Annotated in this window: 14 protein-coding genes; 5 read left to right on the forward strand and 9 right to left on the reverse strand. The window is 71.6% G+C overall.

Annotated elements, in window-relative coordinates; translation table 11 throughout:
* Nucleotides 1–195: 195 nt before the first annotated feature.
* The 5 genes from QZ607_RS00005 to QZ607_RS00025 form a co-directional block, all read right to left on the reverse strand.
* Nucleotides 196–423 (reverse strand): hypothetical protein, encoded by a 228-nt coding sequence (locus tag QZ607_RS00005; protein WP_295878208.1) that lies wholly within the window; start codon nt 421–423, stop codon nt 196–198.
* A 303-nt stretch (nt 424–726) separates the two neighbouring features.
* Nucleotides 727–4,182, reverse strand: coding sequence for an efflux RND transporter permease subunit (locus tag QZ607_RS00010; protein ID WP_295878210.1), 3,456 nt, complete (start codon nt 4,180–4,182; stop codon nt 727–729).
* 388 nt (nt 4,183–4,570) lie between these two features.
* The gene (locus QZ607_RS00015; protein ID WP_295878212.1) at nt 4,571–5,887 is read right to left on the reverse strand and encodes an efflux RND transporter periplasmic adaptor subunit; all 1,317 of its coding nucleotides are present in this window, start codon (nt 5,885–5,887) and stop codon (nt 4,571–4,573) included.
* Between the two features lie 89 nt (nt 5,888–5,976).
* The gene (locus QZ607_RS00020) at nt 5,977–6,411 is read right to left on the reverse strand and encodes a hypothetical protein (protein ID WP_295878213.1); all 435 of its coding nucleotides are present in this window, start codon (nt 6,409–6,411) and stop codon (nt 5,977–5,979) included.
* Between the two features lie 173 nt (nt 6,412–6,584).
* On the reverse strand, nt 6,585–7,388 hold the full coding sequence (locus tag QZ607_RS00025) for a TSUP family transporter (protein WP_295878214.1): 804 nt from the start codon (nt 7,386–7,388) through the stop codon (nt 6,585–6,587).
* Between QZ607_RS00025 and QZ607_RS00030 the strand changes: the two genes are divergently transcribed.
* Nucleotides 7,387–8,100 carry an HAD hydrolase-like protein gene (locus tag QZ607_RS00030; protein ID WP_295878217.1) on the forward strand — a complete coding sequence of 238 codons (714 nt, stop codon included), beginning with the start codon at nt 7,387–7,389 and terminating at the stop codon, nt 8,098–8,100. The genes QZ607_RS00025 and QZ607_RS00030 overlap by 2 nt on opposite strands.
* Nucleotides 8,101–8,130: 30 nt before the next feature.
* Here the strand turns inward: QZ607_RS00030 and QZ607_RS00035 are convergent, their stop codons facing one another.
* Together QZ607_RS00035 and QZ607_RS00040 are read right to left on the reverse strand one after the other, a co-directional pair.
* The gene (locus QZ607_RS00035; RefSeq protein WP_295878219.1) at nt 8,131–8,349 is read right to left on the reverse strand and encodes a hypothetical protein; all 219 of its coding nucleotides are present in this window, start codon (nt 8,347–8,349) and stop codon (nt 8,131–8,133) included.
* A 16-nt stretch (nt 8,350–8,365) separates the two neighbouring features.
* Nucleotides 8,366–9,286 carry a VOC family protein gene (locus QZ607_RS00040; RefSeq protein ID WP_295878222.1) on the reverse strand — a complete coding sequence of 307 codons (921 nt, stop codon included), beginning with the start codon at nt 9,284–9,286 and terminating at the stop codon, nt 8,366–8,368.
* 149 nt (nt 9,287–9,435) lie between these two features.
* Here QZ607_RS00040 and QZ607_RS00045 point away from each other — a divergent pair, with 149 nt between their 5' ends.
* Both QZ607_RS00045 and QZ607_RS00050 read left to right on the forward strand, forming a co-directional pair.
* Nucleotides 9,436–10,389: an ADP-ribosylglycohydrolase family protein gene (locus tag QZ607_RS00045; RefSeq protein WP_295878225.1), complete on the forward strand. Its 954-nt coding sequence runs from the start codon at nt 9,436–9,438 to the stop codon at nt 10,387–10,389.
* 133 nt (nt 10,390–10,522) lie between these two features.
* On the forward strand, nt 10,523–11,770 hold the full coding sequence (locus QZ607_RS00050) for a sensor domain-containing diguanylate cyclase (RefSeq protein ID WP_295878227.1): 1,248 nt from the start codon (nt 10,523–10,525) through the stop codon (nt 11,768–11,770).
* Between the two features lie 39 nt (nt 11,771–11,809).
* On the opposite strand, the gene hrpB is transcribed toward QZ607_RS00050, so the two are convergent.
* Nucleotides 11,810–14,362 carry an ATP-dependent helicase HrpB gene (hrpB, locus tag QZ607_RS00055; protein ID WP_295878229.1) on the reverse strand — a complete coding sequence of 851 codons (2,553 nt, stop codon included), beginning with the start codon at nt 14,360–14,362 and terminating at the stop codon, nt 11,810–11,812.
* Between the two features lie 77 nt (nt 14,363–14,439).
* The gene (locus QZ607_RS00060; protein WP_295878230.1) at nt 14,440–15,606 is read right to left on the reverse strand and encodes a transglycosylase SLT domain-containing protein; all 1,167 of its coding nucleotides are present in this window, start codon (nt 15,604–15,606) and stop codon (nt 14,440–14,442) included.
* Between the two features lie 184 nt (nt 15,607–15,790).
* Here QZ607_RS00060 and QZ607_RS00065 point away from each other — a divergent pair, with 184 nt between their 5' ends.
* Entirely contained in the window at nt 15,791–16,567 is a 777-nt protein-coding gene (locus QZ607_RS00065; RefSeq protein WP_295878233.1) for a methyltransferase domain-containing protein, read from the forward strand.
* Nucleotides 16,568–16,658: 91 nt separating this feature from the next.
* Nucleotides 16,659–17,096 (forward strand): ribonuclease HI, encoded by a 438-nt coding sequence (gene rnhA, locus QZ607_RS00070; protein ID WP_295878235.1) that lies wholly within the window; start codon nt 16,659–16,661, stop codon nt 17,094–17,096.
* The last annotated feature ends 80 nt before the right edge of the window (nt 17,097–17,176 follow it).

Below are 17,176 nucleotides of genomic sequence, written 5' to 3' on the forward strand. Positions count from 1 at the left end.
TCCACGACCATGATCTACACCCATGTGATGAATCGCCCGGGGGTGCTGCCGGTGCGCAGCCCGGTGGATGGGTTGGGGTGAGCCGCGTATGGGGGACAGTGTACTGATGTTCCGAGCCCATCGCCGTGGACAGTATGCCGGTCTTGTTGCCGAAGCTCCGGAGGCGCTGGTCGCTGCTCGTTATGAGTGCTCGCATCAGACCCCTTCGCGATCTCTCAGGGCATCGATATCGTCGTTCGTGACGATGACGCCGCGCGCATCGAAAGGCCGAAAGCCAGCCACCCCGCGTTGCTTCGCCTCGTCCTGCCCTGCGCTCCCGGAAAGCGCTTGGCGGAGCAGTTCGGAGACCATCTGTCCGGCGGAGATCTGCCGCAGCCGCGCGCGCTCCTTCGCGGCTGCGAGCACATCGTCGTCAATATCCAAGGTCGTTCGCATCATCACACCTCGCACCATGATGCGTTGATGTCAGCAGGGCCGTTCCGAGAGAGCTTGGGTCACGCGACATCCGCACCGTGTTGCTCTTTTGAGACTGGGTGATTGTGTGTGTGAGTGTCGCAACTTTCACGGTGGTTGTTATTGATGTGTCGACGCCCCCAGGGGTGGGCCGACTGGAAGTCGGCGCCCCCGAGGGTGGGCCGACTGGAAGTCGGCGCCCCCAGGGCGGCGACCCCAGGGCGGCGCACCCAGGGCGGTGGCGGCAGGCCGTGCCCCAAGTGGGCGCCGCGCTCAGCCGGAGGCGGGGGAGGGGGTGCCCGGCGCGGTCGGGGAGCTGGCCGGGGAGCTGCCGGGGGCCGGCTCGGCGGTGTCCGCCGGCAGTGGCGCCGGCGACTCTCCATGCCTGAGTGCGCGCTGGCGCCAGAGCAGATAGATGGCCGGCAGCACGAACAGGCTCAGCAGCGGGGCGGTGATCATGCCGCCCACCATGGGTGCGGCGATGGGCTGCATGACCTCGGAGCCGACGCCGCCCAGCAGCATGATGGGCAGGAGGCCGGCGAAGATGGTGGCGACGGTCATGGCCTTGGGGCGGATGCGCAGCACGGCGCCTTCTTCGATGGCGGCCTTGAGGTCGTCGCGGGTCGCAAGCCGCCCCTCGCGGGACCACTGCTTGAGGGCGTTGTCCAGGTACACCAGCATGACCACGCCGAACTCGGCGGCGACGCCGGCGAGCGCGATGAAGCCGACGGCGACGGCGATGGACAGGTTGTAGCCCAGCAGGTACACCAGCCAGAAGCCGCCCACCAGAGAGAAGGGCAGGGAGAGCATCACCATCAGCGCCTCGGTGGTGCTGCGGAAGGTCATGTAGAGCAGCACGAAGATGATGGCGAGCGTCAGCGGGACGACCTGATTCAGGCGCTCCTGGGCGCGGGCCATGTACTCGTACTGCCCGGACCAGGTGAGCGAATAGCCGGGTGGCAGGTCCACCTCTTCACGCACCACCTGACGGGCCTCTGCGATCCAGCTGCCGAGGTCCCGGTCGCGGATGTCCACGAAGGTCCAGCCGTTGAGGCGCGCGTTCTCGCTCTTCAGCATGGGCGCGCCGTCCACGATCTCCACCTCCGCCACCTGGGCCAGCGGCACCTGGGCGCCGGTGGGGGTGACGATGGGCAGCTCCCGGAGCTTCTGCACGTCGTCGCGCTGCTCCCGGGGGAAGCGGACGTTGATGGGATAGCGCTCCAGCCCCTCCACGGTGCGGCTCACGTTGATGCCGCCGATGGCCGCGGCCACCAGGCTGTTGATGTCGCTGACGTTGAGGCCCACACGGGCTGCCGCCAGGCGGTCCGGGCGGATCTCCACATAGCGCCCGCCGGCGACGCGCTCCGAGAAGGCGGAGGTGGTGCCCGCCACCTGCTGCACGGCGCGCTCCACGTCCTCGCCGATGCGCTCGATGACGTCCAGGTCCGGCCCGGCGATCTTGACCCCCACCGGCGTCTTGATGCCGGTGGCGAGCATGTCGATGCGGGTCTTGATGGGCATCACCCAGGCGTTGGTGACGCCCGGCAGGTCCACGGTGGCGTCCAGCTCGTCGATGAGCTTGTCCACGGTCATGCCGGGGCGCCATTCGGACTCGGGCTTGAGCTGGATCACGGTCTCGATCATGGTCAGCGGCGCCGGGTCCGTGGCCGTGTCCGCGCGGCCGATCTTGCCGAACACCCGCGCCACCTCCGGCAGGCTGGCGATGAGCCGGTCGGTCTGCTGCAACAGCTCCTGCGCCTTGCCGATGGACAGCCCCGGCAGCGTGGTGGGCATGTACATCAGGTCGCCCTCGTAGAGGTCCGGCATGAACTCGGAGCCGAGCCCCCGGTGCCAGTGCTCCAGGACAGGCACGCCGCGGAAGGTCTCCCGCCAGGCATCGGCGAGCCCCGCCTGCCAGCCCTCGATGACCTCGATGGCGCCGCCGCCTTGCCCACCCGCTTGTGCGGTGTCGCCCGTGCCGGCGCCTGCGCCCGGTTGGGCCACCAGTGACGACACGGCGCCCGCCGCCTGGAACGGCCACTTGAGCGGCGCCAGCAGCCCGCTGACACCCGCCAGCGGAATCAGCATGCTTGCCATCACCAGGATGGAGACGACGATGGTGGTGCGTGGCAGCCGCAGCACCGCGCGCAGGAAGGGCCGGTAGAGCCAGATCAGGAAGCGGTTCAGCGGGTTCCTGTGCTCGGCCGGAATGCGCCCGCGCACCAGATAGCCCATGAGCACCGGCACCAGGGTCACGGCGAGCCCGGCGGCGGCGGCCATGGCATAGGTCTTGGTGAAGGCCAGCGGGCGGAACAGCCGGCCTTCCTGGGCCTGCAGCGTGAACACCGGCAGGAAGCTGAGCGTGATGATGAGCAAGGAGAAGAACAGCGCCGGCCCGACTTCCACCGCCGCGTCGCCGATGACCCGCCAGTGCGCCTCCCCCCGCGGGCGCTCGCCGTGCTCGGCCTCCCAGCGCTCCAGGTGCTTGTGGGCATTCTCGATCATGACGATGGCCGCGTCCACCATCGCACCGATGGCAATGGCGATGCCGCCCAAGGACATGATGTTGGCGTTGATGCCCTGCGCCTGCATAACGATGAAGGCGATGAGGATGCCCAGCGGCAGGGTGATGATCACCACCAGGGACGAGCGGATGTGGAACAGGAAGGCCACGCACACCAGGGCGACGACGATGAACTCCTCGACGAGCTTGGTCTTGAGGTTGTCGACGCTGTCCAGGATGAGCTGGGAGCGGTCATAGGTCTCCACGATCTCCACCCCGTCCGGCAGGCTCGGGCGCAGCTCGTCGATGCGCTGCTTCACCGCATCGATGGTGGCGAGCGCGTTCTCGCCGGAGCGCATGACGATGATGCCGCCGGTGATCTCCCCCTCGCCGTCGAGGTCCGCGATGCCGCGGCGCATCTCCGGGCCGATCTGCACCCGCGCCACGTCCCGCAGCAGCACCGGGGTGCCGTCCGGGGTGGTGTGCACCGGGATCAGCTCGATGTCCTCGATGGACGTGAGATAGCCCCGGGTGCGGACCATGTACTCGGCCTCCGCGAGCTCCAGCACCGAGCCGCCCACTTCCCGGTTGGCGTTCTGCACCGCGGTGATGAGCCGCTCCAGCGGGATGCCGTAGCCGCGGAGCTTCTCCGGGTCCGCGACGATCTGATACTGGCGCACCATGCCGCCGACGGTGGCCACCTCCGACACGCCGGGGACCGTCTGCAGCTCGAACTTCAGAAACCAGTCCTGAAGGCTGGTGAGCTGGGCGAGGTCGTGCCCGCCGGTGCGGTCCACCAGCGCATAGCTGTAGACCCAGCCGACACCGGTGGCGTCCGGGCCGAGCCTGGGCTGGACGCCGTCCGGCAGGTCCGAGGCGGCCTGGTTCAGGTACTCCAGCACCCGGGAGCGGGCCCAGTACAGATCCGTGCCGTCCTCGAAGATGACGTAGACATAGGAGTCGCCGAAGAAGCTGTAGCCGCGCACCGCCTTGGCGCCCGGCACCGACAGCATGGTGGTGGTGATCGGGTAGGTGACCTGCTCCTCCACCACCCGCGGCGACTGCCCCGGAAAGCCGGTCTTGATGATCACCTGCACGTCCGACAGGTCCGGGATGGCGTCCAGCGGCGTGCTCTTGAGCGCGACGATGCCCCAGCCCGTCAACAGCACGGCGGCGATGAGGACCAGGAAGCGGTTTCTGATGGACCAGAGGATGACGTGGCTCATGGCTCGGACGGCCCCTTGTCAGGGCACACCGACGAGACACGCCGTCGGTGGCAGGATGGGGATGCCCGCCAGGGATGCAGGCCGGTGAGGTGCGGATCGCCGGCGACGATCAGCGCCGCATCGGCCGCTTTGGCGGGGGCGAGGAACCTGTTGTCCATGGGGGGCTGCGCGGTCAGTGACCTCGATGCCGGCACCGCCTGCGCTGGGTGTATCGCGGCAGGGATGGCGCTCCCACAGGCCGGAGCCCGCTGTGGGAGCAGCCTCCGGCCGCGACGCCGCCGGCACCGCGCGCGGCATCGTCGCGGCAGGGATGCCGCGCATTGGCGCCGCGCCTTCTCGAAGGCCAGCGCCGGTACCGACTCCGGGCACCGCGCACTGTCCGATGCGATCAGTGCACATGTGCCTGCCCCCCACGCTCGCCGTCGCCCTCGCGCTCCGCCTCAGGCTCCGCCATCCGCATGAAGCTTGCCTGGAGGTTGGACTCCGAGTCGATCAGGAATTGCCCGGAGACGACCACCTCATCGCCGGGCTCCAGGCCGGAGAGAATCTCCACCTCCTCGCCGCGCTGCATGCCCGTCACCACGTCCACCGGCTGGAAACGGCCGCCGCCCAGCGCCAGCACCACGCTCTCGCGCTCGCCGGTGACGATCAGGGCCTGGCTGGGTACCTTCAGCACATCGCGCTTGGGGCCGCCGTAGATGACCACGTCGGCGAACATGTTGGGCTTGAGCGCGAGGTCCGGGTTGTCGAAGACCAGGCGCACCTTGAGGGTCCGGGTATCGGGGTCGAGCTCCGGATACAGGTAGTCCACCTTGCCCTCCCAGGTGCGCCCCGGGCGGGCGGGGACCGTCATCTCGGCGGCGAGCCCTTCGCGCAGCCAGTCGATCTGGTGCTCGTAGATGTCCACCATGACCCAGACCTGCGCCAGGTCCGCGATGCTGAACATCTCGCTGGCTTCGGTGACGTACATGCCGTCGCGGGCGGTCATCTGCGTGACGATGCCGTCGATGGGCGCACGCACCGGGACGCGGTTGCGCGGCTCGCCGGTACGCTCGATTTCGCGGATGATGTCGTCCGGCACGTCCAGCAGCCGCAGGATGTTGCGTGCCTTGTCCTCGCTCACGCGCCGCTGGGCGCCGGACCTGTCCTGCGCGAGCAGGAAGTCCACCTGGGCGGAGAGGATGTCCGGCGCATAGAGCTCCGCCAGCTGCTGGCCCGCCCGCACGGGCTGGCCCTCGGCGCGCAGGCTCAGAGACTCGATCCAGCCGTCGGCGCGGGGATGCACGTGGGCGAGCCGGGTCTCGTCATACTCGATGCGGCCGACCGTCTTGATGTACTTCCACAGCGTGCCCCGCTCGGCCTTGGTGGTGCGCACGCCGAGGGTCTGGATGACGGCCGGCGTGAGCGCCACTTCCGGGCGTTTGCCGGTCATCGGGTCCATCATCTTCTCCACCAGGTCCATGCCGCAGATGGGGCAGGACCCGGGCTCGTCCTTGACGATGTTCGGATGCATGGGGCACACGTACTTGGGGTCCATGTGCTTGGCGGCGTGCTCAAGCGCCGTGTCGTCGGCGGCCTCGGCCAGGCTCTCGCTCGGCTGCCCGGTCTCCTCGCAGCCGATGAGTGCCAGCGGCAGGAGTGGTATCAGGGCGAGCGCGCAGGCCCGTACGACGGCGCCACTGCGGCGCCCGGGGTTGCAGGACATGGTGGTCGGTCTCCGGTGCAGCGCCCGGCGGGTTGGTGTGCGCCGGGGCAGGGTCCAACGGTGGGCGGCGCAGTGGCCGCCCGGCTCCATCAGCCGGAGAAGTGCCGCGGCGGCCGCAGCAGGCCGTCCGGGTTGGGGGTGGTGAGGCGTGACACGAGGCGCGCGTGCGGCACAAGCCGCTCCGAGCGCGCGACCTCCGGGACTTGGGCGGTCACCAGGTGCCAGCCGCCGGCAACCTTGCCCAGGTTGCATTTTTGGCAGGGCTCGGCGGTTACGCCGTCGGGCGTGTCGCTGCCGGCGGGCGTGACAGACGCTGCATGTCCCGATGTCGCCTGGCTCAGGAAGCCCGTGAGATGGGGGCAGGCCGCCGTGGTGGGCGCCGCTCCGTTCGCCTGCGCCTCATTCGCCTGCGCCCCATCCGCCTGCGCCTGATGGACGCAGCCGAGCGCATTCGCCGCGAACAGCTGTAGATTCAGCAGCAGTACGCAGGCCACAGCGACGAGATGTCTGCGGTTCTTGCCCATGGCGCGAATGTGAATGCCGATCGCGTGCAGTGCAAGTGTCCGCCCTCCCAAGAAAGCGGATTGCACCGCGCCCGGTGGTGTCCTTGTGGGAGCGGCATTCCTGCCGCGACCTTATCGGCGTGCCGCCGCTGCCGCAGCCATCGCGACAAGGCTGCGGTTCCCGGAGCGGGGCATCACTCCGCCACCCTGCCCACCTGCACGGCGGGTCCGGCAGCATCCGACGCCGCGTACTGCTCCCACAGCAAATGGGCCGACACCGCCAGCGACATCGCCACCAGCACCGGGCGCACCAGCCGGGCGCCGTGGCGCAGCACCAGGTGGGCGCCGAGCCAGCCGCCGATGAATTGCCCGACGGCCATGGACAGCGCCAGCGCCCACACCACCTGGCCGCCGGCGATGAACAGGAGCAGCGCCGCCAGGTTGCTGGTGAAATTGAGGAGCTTGGCATGGGCCGTGGCGCGCCGCAGGTTGTAACCCAGCAGCGCGACAAAACCCATCGCAAAGAAGGTCCCGGTGCCGGGGCCGAAGAAGCCGTCGTAGAAGCCGACACCGGCACCGACGGTGAGCGCGAAGGTGGCGTCGCCGATGCGCCGGCGCGAGTCCAGGTCCGACACCCGCGGCGAGAACAGGAAGTACAGCGCAAAGCCGATGAGCAGCACGGGCACCAGCCCCGCGAGCAGGTCGGCCGCCAGCACCTGCACCGCCAGCGCGCCGGCGGCGGCTCCGACGAAGGTGCAGCCCACGGCGAGGGCCGCCCCGCGCAGATCGATGGCCCCCGCGCGCACGAAGCGCGCCGTCGCGGCGAAGGAGCCGAACACCGACTGCGCCTTGTTGGTGGCGAGCGCCTGCACCGGCGTCACGCCGGCCCACAGCAGCGCCGGCACCGTCAGCAGGCCGCCGCCGCCGGCCATGGCATCGATGCCGCCGGCCACCAGCGCAATGGCGAACAACACGAGCGCGAGCTCCAGCATGTCCATGGCTTTGATGAAACCGACTGACGAACGGATGGGTACGGAGCTGCGCGAGCCCCCGGCGGCACTGCGCTGGCGGCTCGTGATCTTCGACTTCGACGGCACCCTGGCGGACAGCTTTCCGTGGTTTGCAGAGGTGCTGAACGACGTGGCCGCGCGCTGGCGCTTCCGCCCGGTGGCCGCTGCGGATGCGGAGCGGCTGCGTCATGCCGGCGCGGTCGAAATCCTACGCCATCTGCGGGTGCCGGGCTGGAAGGCGCCGCTGGTGGCCCGGGACCTGCGCCGCCGGATGAGTGCGGACATCCACCGCATCCACCCCTTCGCCGGCGTAGACTCCCTGCTCGCCGAGCTTGAGGGCGCCGGCTGCGAGCTCGGCATCGCCACGTCCAACACCGCGGCCAACGTCCGCGCCGTGCTCGGACCCGCGGCGCTGCGCCGCGTACACCACCTGGAGGCGGGCGTGTCCATCCATGGCAAAGGGGCAAGGCTGCGCCGGATGCTGAAGCGCGCCGGTGTCAGCGCGGCGGAGGCCATCTACATCGGCGACGAGATCCGCGATATCCACGCCGCCCGCGCCGCCGGCATCGCCGCCGGCTGCGTCGCCTGGGGCTACAACCGGCCCTTGGCGCTGCGGCGGGAGCGGCCGGATCTGCTGTTTGACACTGTGCGGGAGATTCCGGCGCGGCTGGCCGCAACCAGACCGGCCCTGGGGTCTTGAGCGATCAAAGCCGGGCGACGTTGGATCGGCTCAAAGCCAGCGCCCCAGGTGCACGCCGGTGTTCACCCTGACCGGCCCCAGATCGACACTGGGGCCGGCGATGCCGACACTGCCGTAGATGCCGCCGCGGCAACCGGCGAGCGACACGCAGAGCAGGCAGGCGGCGGCCATCAGCGCGGGACGCAGCCGCCGCAGCCCGATGTGGCCGCCGCGACGCGGCCCGCGGCTCGGTCGTAAGCTGTTCGTCATCTGGTATCTCCTGTACTCAGGGGGCAGCGGTGTCGGTTGTCCAGGCCGGGTCCCAGCTCTGCACCAGGAAGCCCGCGCCCGTGGGGTCGTTCAGCATGGCTACGGCGCCGCCCAGGGGATTCTCCCGCGGCGCCACCAGCACCGCGCCCCCCAGGCGCTCGGCGGCGGCGGCGATGGTGTTCGGGTCCGCCACGCGCACATAGGCCATCCAGGTATCTTTGATGCCGTCCACCGGCTTGGGGCGGACGCCCACCCGGGGCTTGCCCTCGGCGGACAGGTAGCGGTAGCCGCCCGGGGTCGCCGCACCGGGCGCGTACGCCGGCACCAGCTGCCGGTAGAAGGCGAGGGAAGCGTCCGCGTCCGAGCTCCAGATCTCGTTCCAGAGCCAGTCGCCGTCGTCCGGCCGGCGGTCCGGCGGGTCACCGGCACGGGCCTGGAGCAGCGTCAGCACGGCGCCCTGCGGGTCCGCCACCACCGCGACCCGTCCGCGCTGGGGGATGTCCACGGGCGCCTGGAAGACCTGGCCACCGGCGGCGCGCAGGCTCGCCACGGCGGCCTCCAGGTCCGTCACCGACAGCACCGGTATCCAGCGCGACACATTGACGTCGGCGCGGATGCCGCGGCCGTCCACGAGGCCGCCGATGCCGCGCCCGCCATGCTCGATGACCGTGTAGGTCTGCCCGGCGCCCAGGTCCACGTCGCGGAAGCTCCAGCCGAACAGCCCGCCGTAGAAGCGCTTGGCGGCGACCGGGTCTTCCGTCAGCAGATCGTGCCAGACCACCTTGCCGGGCAGCCGCACGGCGCCTGCGCCATCGATGGGTGGAAAGCGCGCTGGGTCGACGCTGGTGCAGCCGGCGAGGCCGAGCAGGCCGACGAGGGCCGCGGCGGCAAGGACGGCAAGGCGCACGCCTGCGCCAGGGGTTTTGGCAGGGGACATTGCGTGGGGGTCTCCGTACAGGTTTCGGGTGCTGTCTCGGCTGCACGGTTGTACCAGTCGAGCGCGCGGCTGTCATCGGCGCCGGCGGCGCGCTATGGTCTGCGGCTGCGTTTTGTGGACAGCCTGTTGCAAAGATTTGGAGGCAGCGCATGACGATCGAGACTGCCCGGCCGGCACCCTTCGCCCCCACTCGCTTCCGCGGCTGCCTGCTCGGCCTCGCCGCCGGCGATGCGCTGGGCACGACGTTGGAGTTCAAGGCGCCCGGCAGCTTCGCGCCGCTCACGGACATGGTCGGCGGCGGCCCCTTCCGGCTCGCCCCCGGGCAGTGGACGGACGACACCGCCATGGCGCTCTGCCTGGCGGAAAGCCTGATCGAGCGGGGCGGCTTCGATGCGGCGGACCAGATGCAGCGCTACCTGCGCTGGCGGGATGCGGGGCGCCTCAGCAGCACCGGCCGCTGCTTCGACATCGGCAACACCGTAAGTGCCGCGCTGGCGCGCTTCGAGCACACCGGCGACCCCATGGCCGGCAGTGACCACCCCCGCAGCGCCGGCAACGGCAGCCTCATGCGCCTGGCGCCCGTGCCCATGCGCTGGGCGGCACAGCCCGCGGCGGCCATCGCCCGCGCCGCCGACATGTCCCGCACCACCCATGCCGCGCGCACCTGCATCGATGCCTGCCGGTACATGGCCGGGCTCATCGCCGGCGCGCTTCAGGGTGAGCCCAAGGCGCGGCTGCTGACGCCGCGCTTCAGCCCCGTGGCGGGCTTGTGGGACGCCCAGCCCCTGTGCCCGGAGGTGGATGCCGTTGCCGCGGGCTCGTACCGCATCAAGCACCCGCCCGCCATCCGCGGCACCGGCTATGTGGTGGACGCGCTGGAGGCGGCCCTCTGGGCCTTTGCGACCACCGACGACTTCGCGCAGGGCGCGCTCGCGGCCGTCAACCTGGGCGACGACGCTGATACAACCGGGGCCGTCTACGGCCAGCTCGCCGGTGCCCATTACGGGGTGGAGGGCGTTCCGGCGCCGTGGCGGGAGCAGGTTGCGCTGCGGGAGATAATCCTCGACTTCGCCGACCGACTGGGTGCGGCCGCCGCTCGCTGAGGCCGCGGGTCGCGGTCCGCAGCCAACGCGGCGTCTGGTCAGGCCGACGAGCTTCTATACTTGGCGTAAGGGAAAGCACTCAGACCTGTGCCACGGAATCACAGGGCGCGGGAGTCAACGATGGGCTGACGCGGTGTCACCGGTCATCGCGGCCAGCAACTGGGCCGATACCGACAGCTTCATCGGCCAGAACTATGCACGTCGGCCCTACTTCCAGGCAGCACTCGCCGGCGAGACCGGGCGGTTCGTCGGCATCGGGCTCACCTCCGGCGAGCTCGGCTACTATCTCGCGCGGCCCGTGACCAAGGATGGGGTCCTGCTTGGGGTCATCGCCGTCAAGCTGAGCCTCGAGGCGCTGCAGGACGCCCTGGCCGCCGGCGGCCGCGAGCGGCGCCGCAGCCGACCGGGTGCCACCGGGTCGGAGATGCTGGTGGCGGACGCGCACGGGGTGATCTTTGCGAGCTCCGAGCCTGCGTGGCGCTTCCGCAGCCTGGCGCCGCTCGCCGCCGACACCCGCGTCGAGCTGGCGCGCAGCCGGGCCTATGCCGATAGGCGGCTCGACCCCCTCGATGCCGAGCCGCTGCAACGGCTCGGGCCGGGCGCGCGGCTGCTGGCGTTCCCGGAAGGTGGCCGTTATCTCGCCGTGACGGAGACCCTGCCGGAGATCGGCTGGCGCATCGCGGTGCTGACGCCCCTGGCGGACTTCGGCCACACCGTCCGGCTGCATGCCCTGCTCGGGCTGCTGCTCGGGCTGCTCGCGGTGGCGGCGGGGCTGCTGCTGCTGCTGCGCGAGCTGTATCAGCGCCGGGTGGTGGAAGCGGCCATCCGCGACCCGCTGACCGGGCTCTACAGCCGCATGTACATGAACGAGACGCTGCCGCGCCTGGTGGCCCGCCACAACCAGGACCCGGCCGCGGCCTTCGGCGTCGTCATCCTGGACGTGGACCTGTTCAAGCAGGTGAACGACCGTCACGGTCACTTCGCCGGCGACCGGGTGCTTGCGGAGCTGGGTGCCCTCATCCGCGCCCAGTGCGGGGAGACGGACATCGCCGTGCGCCTGGGCGGCGAGGAGCTGGCCCTCTTCCACCCGCACAGCAGGCCCGGCGAGACCCTGCGCCTCGCCGAGCGCCTGCGCATCGTGGCGCAGCGGCACGCGGTGCACTGGGAGGGGCACGACATCGCCGTCACCCTGAGCGGCGGCGTCGCCGAGCACCGCCGGGGCGAGACCCTGGTGGCGCTGCTGCAGCGGGCCGACCAAGCCCTGTATCAGGCCAAGCGCACCGGTCGCAACCGCATCATCGATGCCGATCCGCCGACCCAGGGTGGGCTGCCGCCCGGGCTCTGTGCGCAGCTGGCGCAGACGCAGGGTGCAGCACAGTAGCGGCGGCGCAGGCCCTGCCGGCGAGCTGGCGTCGTACCGTCATCGAAGATGCCGCTTGAGCCCACCCCTGACCGCCGGTGACGCCGCCGGGTCCTCGGGCCAGTGGTGCTTGGGATAGCGCCCGCGCATCTCTTTGCGGACCTCTGCGTAGGCGCCGCGCCAAAAGCCCGCGAGGTCGCGGGTCACCTGCAGCGGCCGACCGGCCGGGGAGAGCAGGTGCAGGGTGAGCGGCTGGCGGCCGTGCCAGATGTCCGGGGTGTCGGCGGCGCCGAAGAGCTCCTGCATGGGCGCCCTGAGCACGGGCTCGCCGGAGGCGTCTGTGTAGTCGATGGGGCGCTCGGTACCGGCGGGCGTTGCCAGCCTGAGCGGCGCCAGTACGTCCAGGCGCCGGGCGCGCTCCCAGCCGAGCAGGCCGCGCAGCACCTCGACCAGGTCCAGGGCGCGGGCGTCGGCGAGGCGCGTCTTGCCCATGAGCCAGGGGCGCAGCCAGGCCGCCGGGTCGGCGGCGAGGGCGCTGTCGGACAGGTCCGGCCAGTCGCCGTCCGGCTCCAGCCGCCTGGCCAGTGCCGCCCGGGCCTGGAGCTGGCGCGCCGCCGGGGTCCAGCTCAGGTGCGTCGTCAGGTCCCGCGTCACCGCGGCGAGCAGCAGGTCCAGCGCCCTTTCGCTGTCGGTGATGGTGGTGGGCTGGGAGGCCAGCACCAGGGCGCCGAGGCGGGTCTCGCGGCGGGCGCTGACCGCCGCGCGGGCCGGGTCCCAGTCCAGCCGCTCACCGGCGTCGATGGCGTGCGCGAACAGCGTGTCGATCTCGGTGCGCTCGATGGGCAGCGCGGCGCGGATGCGGTGGTCGCCGCTGGCGGCGTCCAGGTCGGCGATCACCAGGTAGTCCGCGGCGGCCAGCGGATCATCCGGCGGCAGTGCCGCGCCGGCGGCATTGCTGAGCAGGAAGCGCCCGTCGCGACCGCGGTTCTGCGCGATGCGGTCCGGGTAGGCCAGGGCCAGAAGGGCGGCGGCGGAGGTGGCCGCATCGATGGTCCCGGACTGGGACTTGGCCGGGTCCGTCACCAGGCGCCCGAGCTGGGCCGCCGCCCGGTCCACCGCCGCGAGCCGGCGGCCGTCAAAGCCGGCGGTGGCCTGCGTCTGCCGCGCCTTGTCCCGATGGGCCGCCAGTGCCGCCAGCCGCGGTGCGAGGTCCACGGGCCGCGGCAGGGCATCGCCGCCGCGCCAGGGGTCACGCTCCGAGAGCAGGGCCGCGAGGTCGCACGCGAGTGCTCGCGCACTGCGCGGTGCGCGGCAAAGCATGGCCGCGAGCCTGGGGTGGGTCGGCAGCGCCGCCATGCGCCGCCCGAGGGGGGTGATGGTGCCGCTGCCATCGAGTGCGCCCAGCTGCTTCAGCAGGCCGGCGCCGTGCGCCCAGGCCGCCGCCGGCGGCGGGTCCAGCCAGCACAGGTCATTGGGGTCTGACACGCCCCAGAGGGCCAGCTCCAGCACCAGTGGCGCCAGGTCGGCATCCAGGATCTCCGCCGGGCGCTGTGCGGGACGGCGGCGGTGCTCGGCCTCCGTCCACAGCCGAATGCAGTGGCCGGGGCCGAGCCGCCCGGCGCGCCCGGCCCGCTGCTCGGCGGAGGCCTGGGCGATGGGCTGGGTCACCAGCCGCGTCATGCCGGGGCCGGGCTCGAAGCGCGGCTTGCGGGTGAGGCCCGAATCCACCACCACGCCGATGCCCTCGATGGTGAGGGAGGTCTCGGCGAGGTCCGTGGCCAGCACCACCCGGCGCAGGCCACCCGGTGCTGCATCAGGTGCAGGGCGCAGCGCCCGCTCCTGCTCGGCGAGGGAGAGGCTGCCGTGCAGCGGCAAGACCTCCACGCCCGGCGGGTCGCTCAGGTCCGCGGCGACCCGGTTGATCTCGCCGACGCCGGGCAGAAAGCACAGCACGTCGCCCGGATGCTCCCTGAGCGCGGAGCGGACGGCGGGCGCCATGGCGGCGATGCTGTCCCGGGGGGTGCGCTCCAGGTGCCGGATGCTCACGGGATGGCTGCGTCCTGTGCCCCGGATCACGGGCACCGGGCCGGCGGCGCCTCCGAGCAGCGCTGCAAGGCCGCCGGCATCCAGCGTCGCGGACATCACCAGGATGCGCAGGTCCTCGCGCAGCGCCGCGGCGTCCAGCGCCAGCGCAAGGCCCAGGTCGGCCTGCAGGCTGCGCTCGTGGAATTCGTCGAAGATCAGGAGCCCGATGCCGGCGAGCTCCGGGTCCGCCTGGATGCGGCGGGTGAGGATGCCCTCCGTGACCACCTGAATGCGGGTTGCGGGGCCGATGCGCCGCTCGAAGCGCACCTGAAAGCCGATGGTGTCGCCCACGGACTCGCCGCGCACCGCGGCCATGTGCGCCGCGGCCATGCGTGCGGCGGGGCGCCGCGGCTCCAGCATCAGGATGGCCGGCTCGCTGAGCCAGGTCGCGTCCAGCAGCGCGGGTGGCACGCGCGTGGTCTTGCCGGAGCCGGTGGGGGCGGTGAGCACCGCATGCCCGGCGGCGAGGGCCGCGTGCAGCGCCGGCAGTACCGGGTCGATGGGCAGCGGTTGCTTCGCGGGAGACATCGGCCCGGATCAGGTGCCGGCGCCCGACACTGCCCGGCCGGGCCGACGGCACCGCAGCCGCCGCAGAAACGCGCCGATCAGCTGTCTCCGGGGCGGCTCCGGCGCCCGTCGGCGACACTCGGCCCGCCGAGCTTGCCGGCCTTGGCCAATGCCCGGCGCAGCTTGTCGCCATTGCCCACGGGCACCAGCAGCCGGTGTGGGCCATGCGTGGGCGTGCGGCCGAGCTTGAGGCCCGGGTTCAGGTCCTTCAGCGTCTGCGTCGAGACGCCGGCGTGGCGCGCCGCCTCGTGCAGGTGAATACTGCGGCTGGCGTACACTACCTCCAGCGCCGGGCCGTTCGGCAGCTTCGGCAGGCGCATGCCGTAGCGCTCCGGCTGCTCCACCAGGGCCAGCACGGCCAGCAGCTTGGGCACGTAGTTCTCGGTCTCTGCGGGCAGGGCGTGCAGCGCCCAGAAGTCCCGGGAGCCGTGGGTGCGCATGGCCCGCCGCACGCAGCCCGGGCCGCAGTTGTAGGAGGCCAGCGCCAGGGCCCAGTCGCCGCCCATCTCGTCATAGAGCTGCTTCAGGTAGCGGATGGCGCCGCGGGTGGAGGCCAGCACATCGTTGCGGCCGTCGTAGGCGCCGGTTTGCAGGAGCCCCATCTCGCGGCCGGTGTAGGGCATGAACTGCCACATGCCGGAGGCGCTCTTCGGCGACACGGCGCGGGGGTTGTAGCGGCTTTCCACCTCCGGCAGCAGGGCCAGGGCCGTGGGCATCCGGGCGCGCTCCAGCTCCTCGACGATCAGATGCAGGTAGGGACGCGCGCGGCGGTTGAGGTCGGTAAGATAGGCGGGATTGCTGGCCATGCGCCGCACCGCGCGCTCCACCCGCGGGTGGTGACTGATGCCGAGACTCGGCCCGCGGCGGATGCGCTCCCAGAGATCGTCGCCATTGTAGGCGGCGGTGCGGCCGCCGCGGCCCATCACCGTGACATCCGCGGCCGGGCGCACATAGCCGTACTCCAGGGCGGACACCGAGCGTGACTCGACACCCCGGGCCGGCCCGCCCTCTGGACTGGACGCGCAGCCCGGCAGCAGGCAGGCCAGGGCCGGCACCAGCAACAGCAGCACAGGCGCGAGCGTGCGACGGCGGGGATGAGCAGGGCCGCGGGCCGGGCGGGCGCTGTGCCGGTGGATGGCGCGTTGCCCGGGTGCGGCGGGCTCAGACTGCCCGGCGTCGATCGGATTCGGTTTCAGTGGCAGCATGGCGAATACGTGATCGGCGTGAGAGGTTGGTGTTGTTAGTCATTGTTTTTAGGCGATCCATAGGATACGGGATTTCCCTGAGTATTGCCATGCCCAAAAACCACGGCACAGCGCCGGTCGTCGCCCGTCGGCGGCGGCCCATGCTGCCGAGCTTCCCAAGTCCGACGGCGTCCGGGTCTGCCACATGAGGTTCTGTCCGAGGCACCCAGCCGACCCGCTGACCACGCTCGGCCATTGGTATCGGACCCCACTCGGGCGCTACGTCGCCCATGCGGAGGCGGTCTGTCTGGAGCGCCTCCTGGCCGACAGCTTCGGCCACTACCTGGTGCAGCTCGGCGCGCAGGAGCAGTTCGCCGACGCCATCGCCACCTGCCGCATCCGCCAGCGCGTGGTGCTGGGGGAGGGCGTGGATGCCGGCGTCGCCGACGGCGCCGGCATCCGCGCGCTGCCGCAGGCGCTGCCGATCGAGTCCGCGAGCGTGGACGCCGTGGTGCTGCCGCACACCCTGGACTTCATCGCCGAGGCCCCGGACGTGCTGCGCGAGGTGGAGCGGGTGCTCATTCCGGAAGGGCGCCTGATCCTGTTCTGCTTCAATCCGCTCAGCACCTGGGGGCTCACGCGCTGGTGGCCGCGCCGCGGCGGTCGGCGCCGCGTGCCCTGGTGCGGGGCGCAGCTGACGCCCTTTCGCATCGGCGACTGGCTGCGCCTGCTGGGCTTCACGCAGGAGACCCGGGAGATGCTGGTGTTTCGCCCGCCGCTGGGCCGGGCGCAGTCGCCGCGGCTCGACTGGCTGGAGACAACGGGAGCACAGTGGTGGCCGGTGCTGGGCGGCGTGTTCGCGGTGCGGGCGGTGAAGCGCGTCCCTGCGCGCACGCCGCTGCGGCCGGCCTGGACCACGCCGCCGGCGCTGCTGCCCGGGCGCCCGGCGGAGCCCACGGTGAGGCGCGCGCGCGATGGCTGAGCGGATTGGGGCTCAGGGCGGAGGGGCGCGGCGCGGCGGGGCTGAGACGCAGTCGGCTGACGCCAAGACAGCCGGGGCTGCATCGGCGCCCGTGGAGATCTACACGGACGGTGCCTGCAAGGGCAACCCGGGTCCCGGCGGCTGGGGTGCCCTGTTGCGCTGGGGCGCGCACGAAAAGGAGCTCTGCGGCGGCGAGGCCGAGACCACCAACAACCGCATGGAGCTCATGGCCGTCATCCAGGCCCTGGAGGCGCTGACGCGGCCGGCGTCGGTGGTGATACACGTGGACTCGCGCTACGTACAGGACGGCGTGGAGCGCTGGATGCCGCGCTGGAAGCGCAACGGCTGGCAGACCCGCGAGCGCAGGCCCGTCAAGAATCAGGACCTGTGGACACGGCTCGACAGGGCGCTGGCCCGCCACCAGGTTCGTTGGCGCTGGATCAAGGGCCACAGCGGCCATCCCGACAACGAGCGCGCCGACCGCCTGGCCAACAAGGGCATCCCGAAGCGCCGTTCGGCACAGCGCTGATCCGCCGCGGCAGCCGGGACTGCGGCGGCGTCTGGCGGGGGTCTGCGGAGCTGATACCATAGCCGGCCGCTCGGGCATCG

This window comes from uncultured Thiohalocapsa sp. (genome assembly GCF_913063425.1).
Classification (GTDB): Bacteria; Pseudomonadota; Gammaproteobacteria; order Chromatiales; family Chromatiaceae; genus Thiohalocapsa.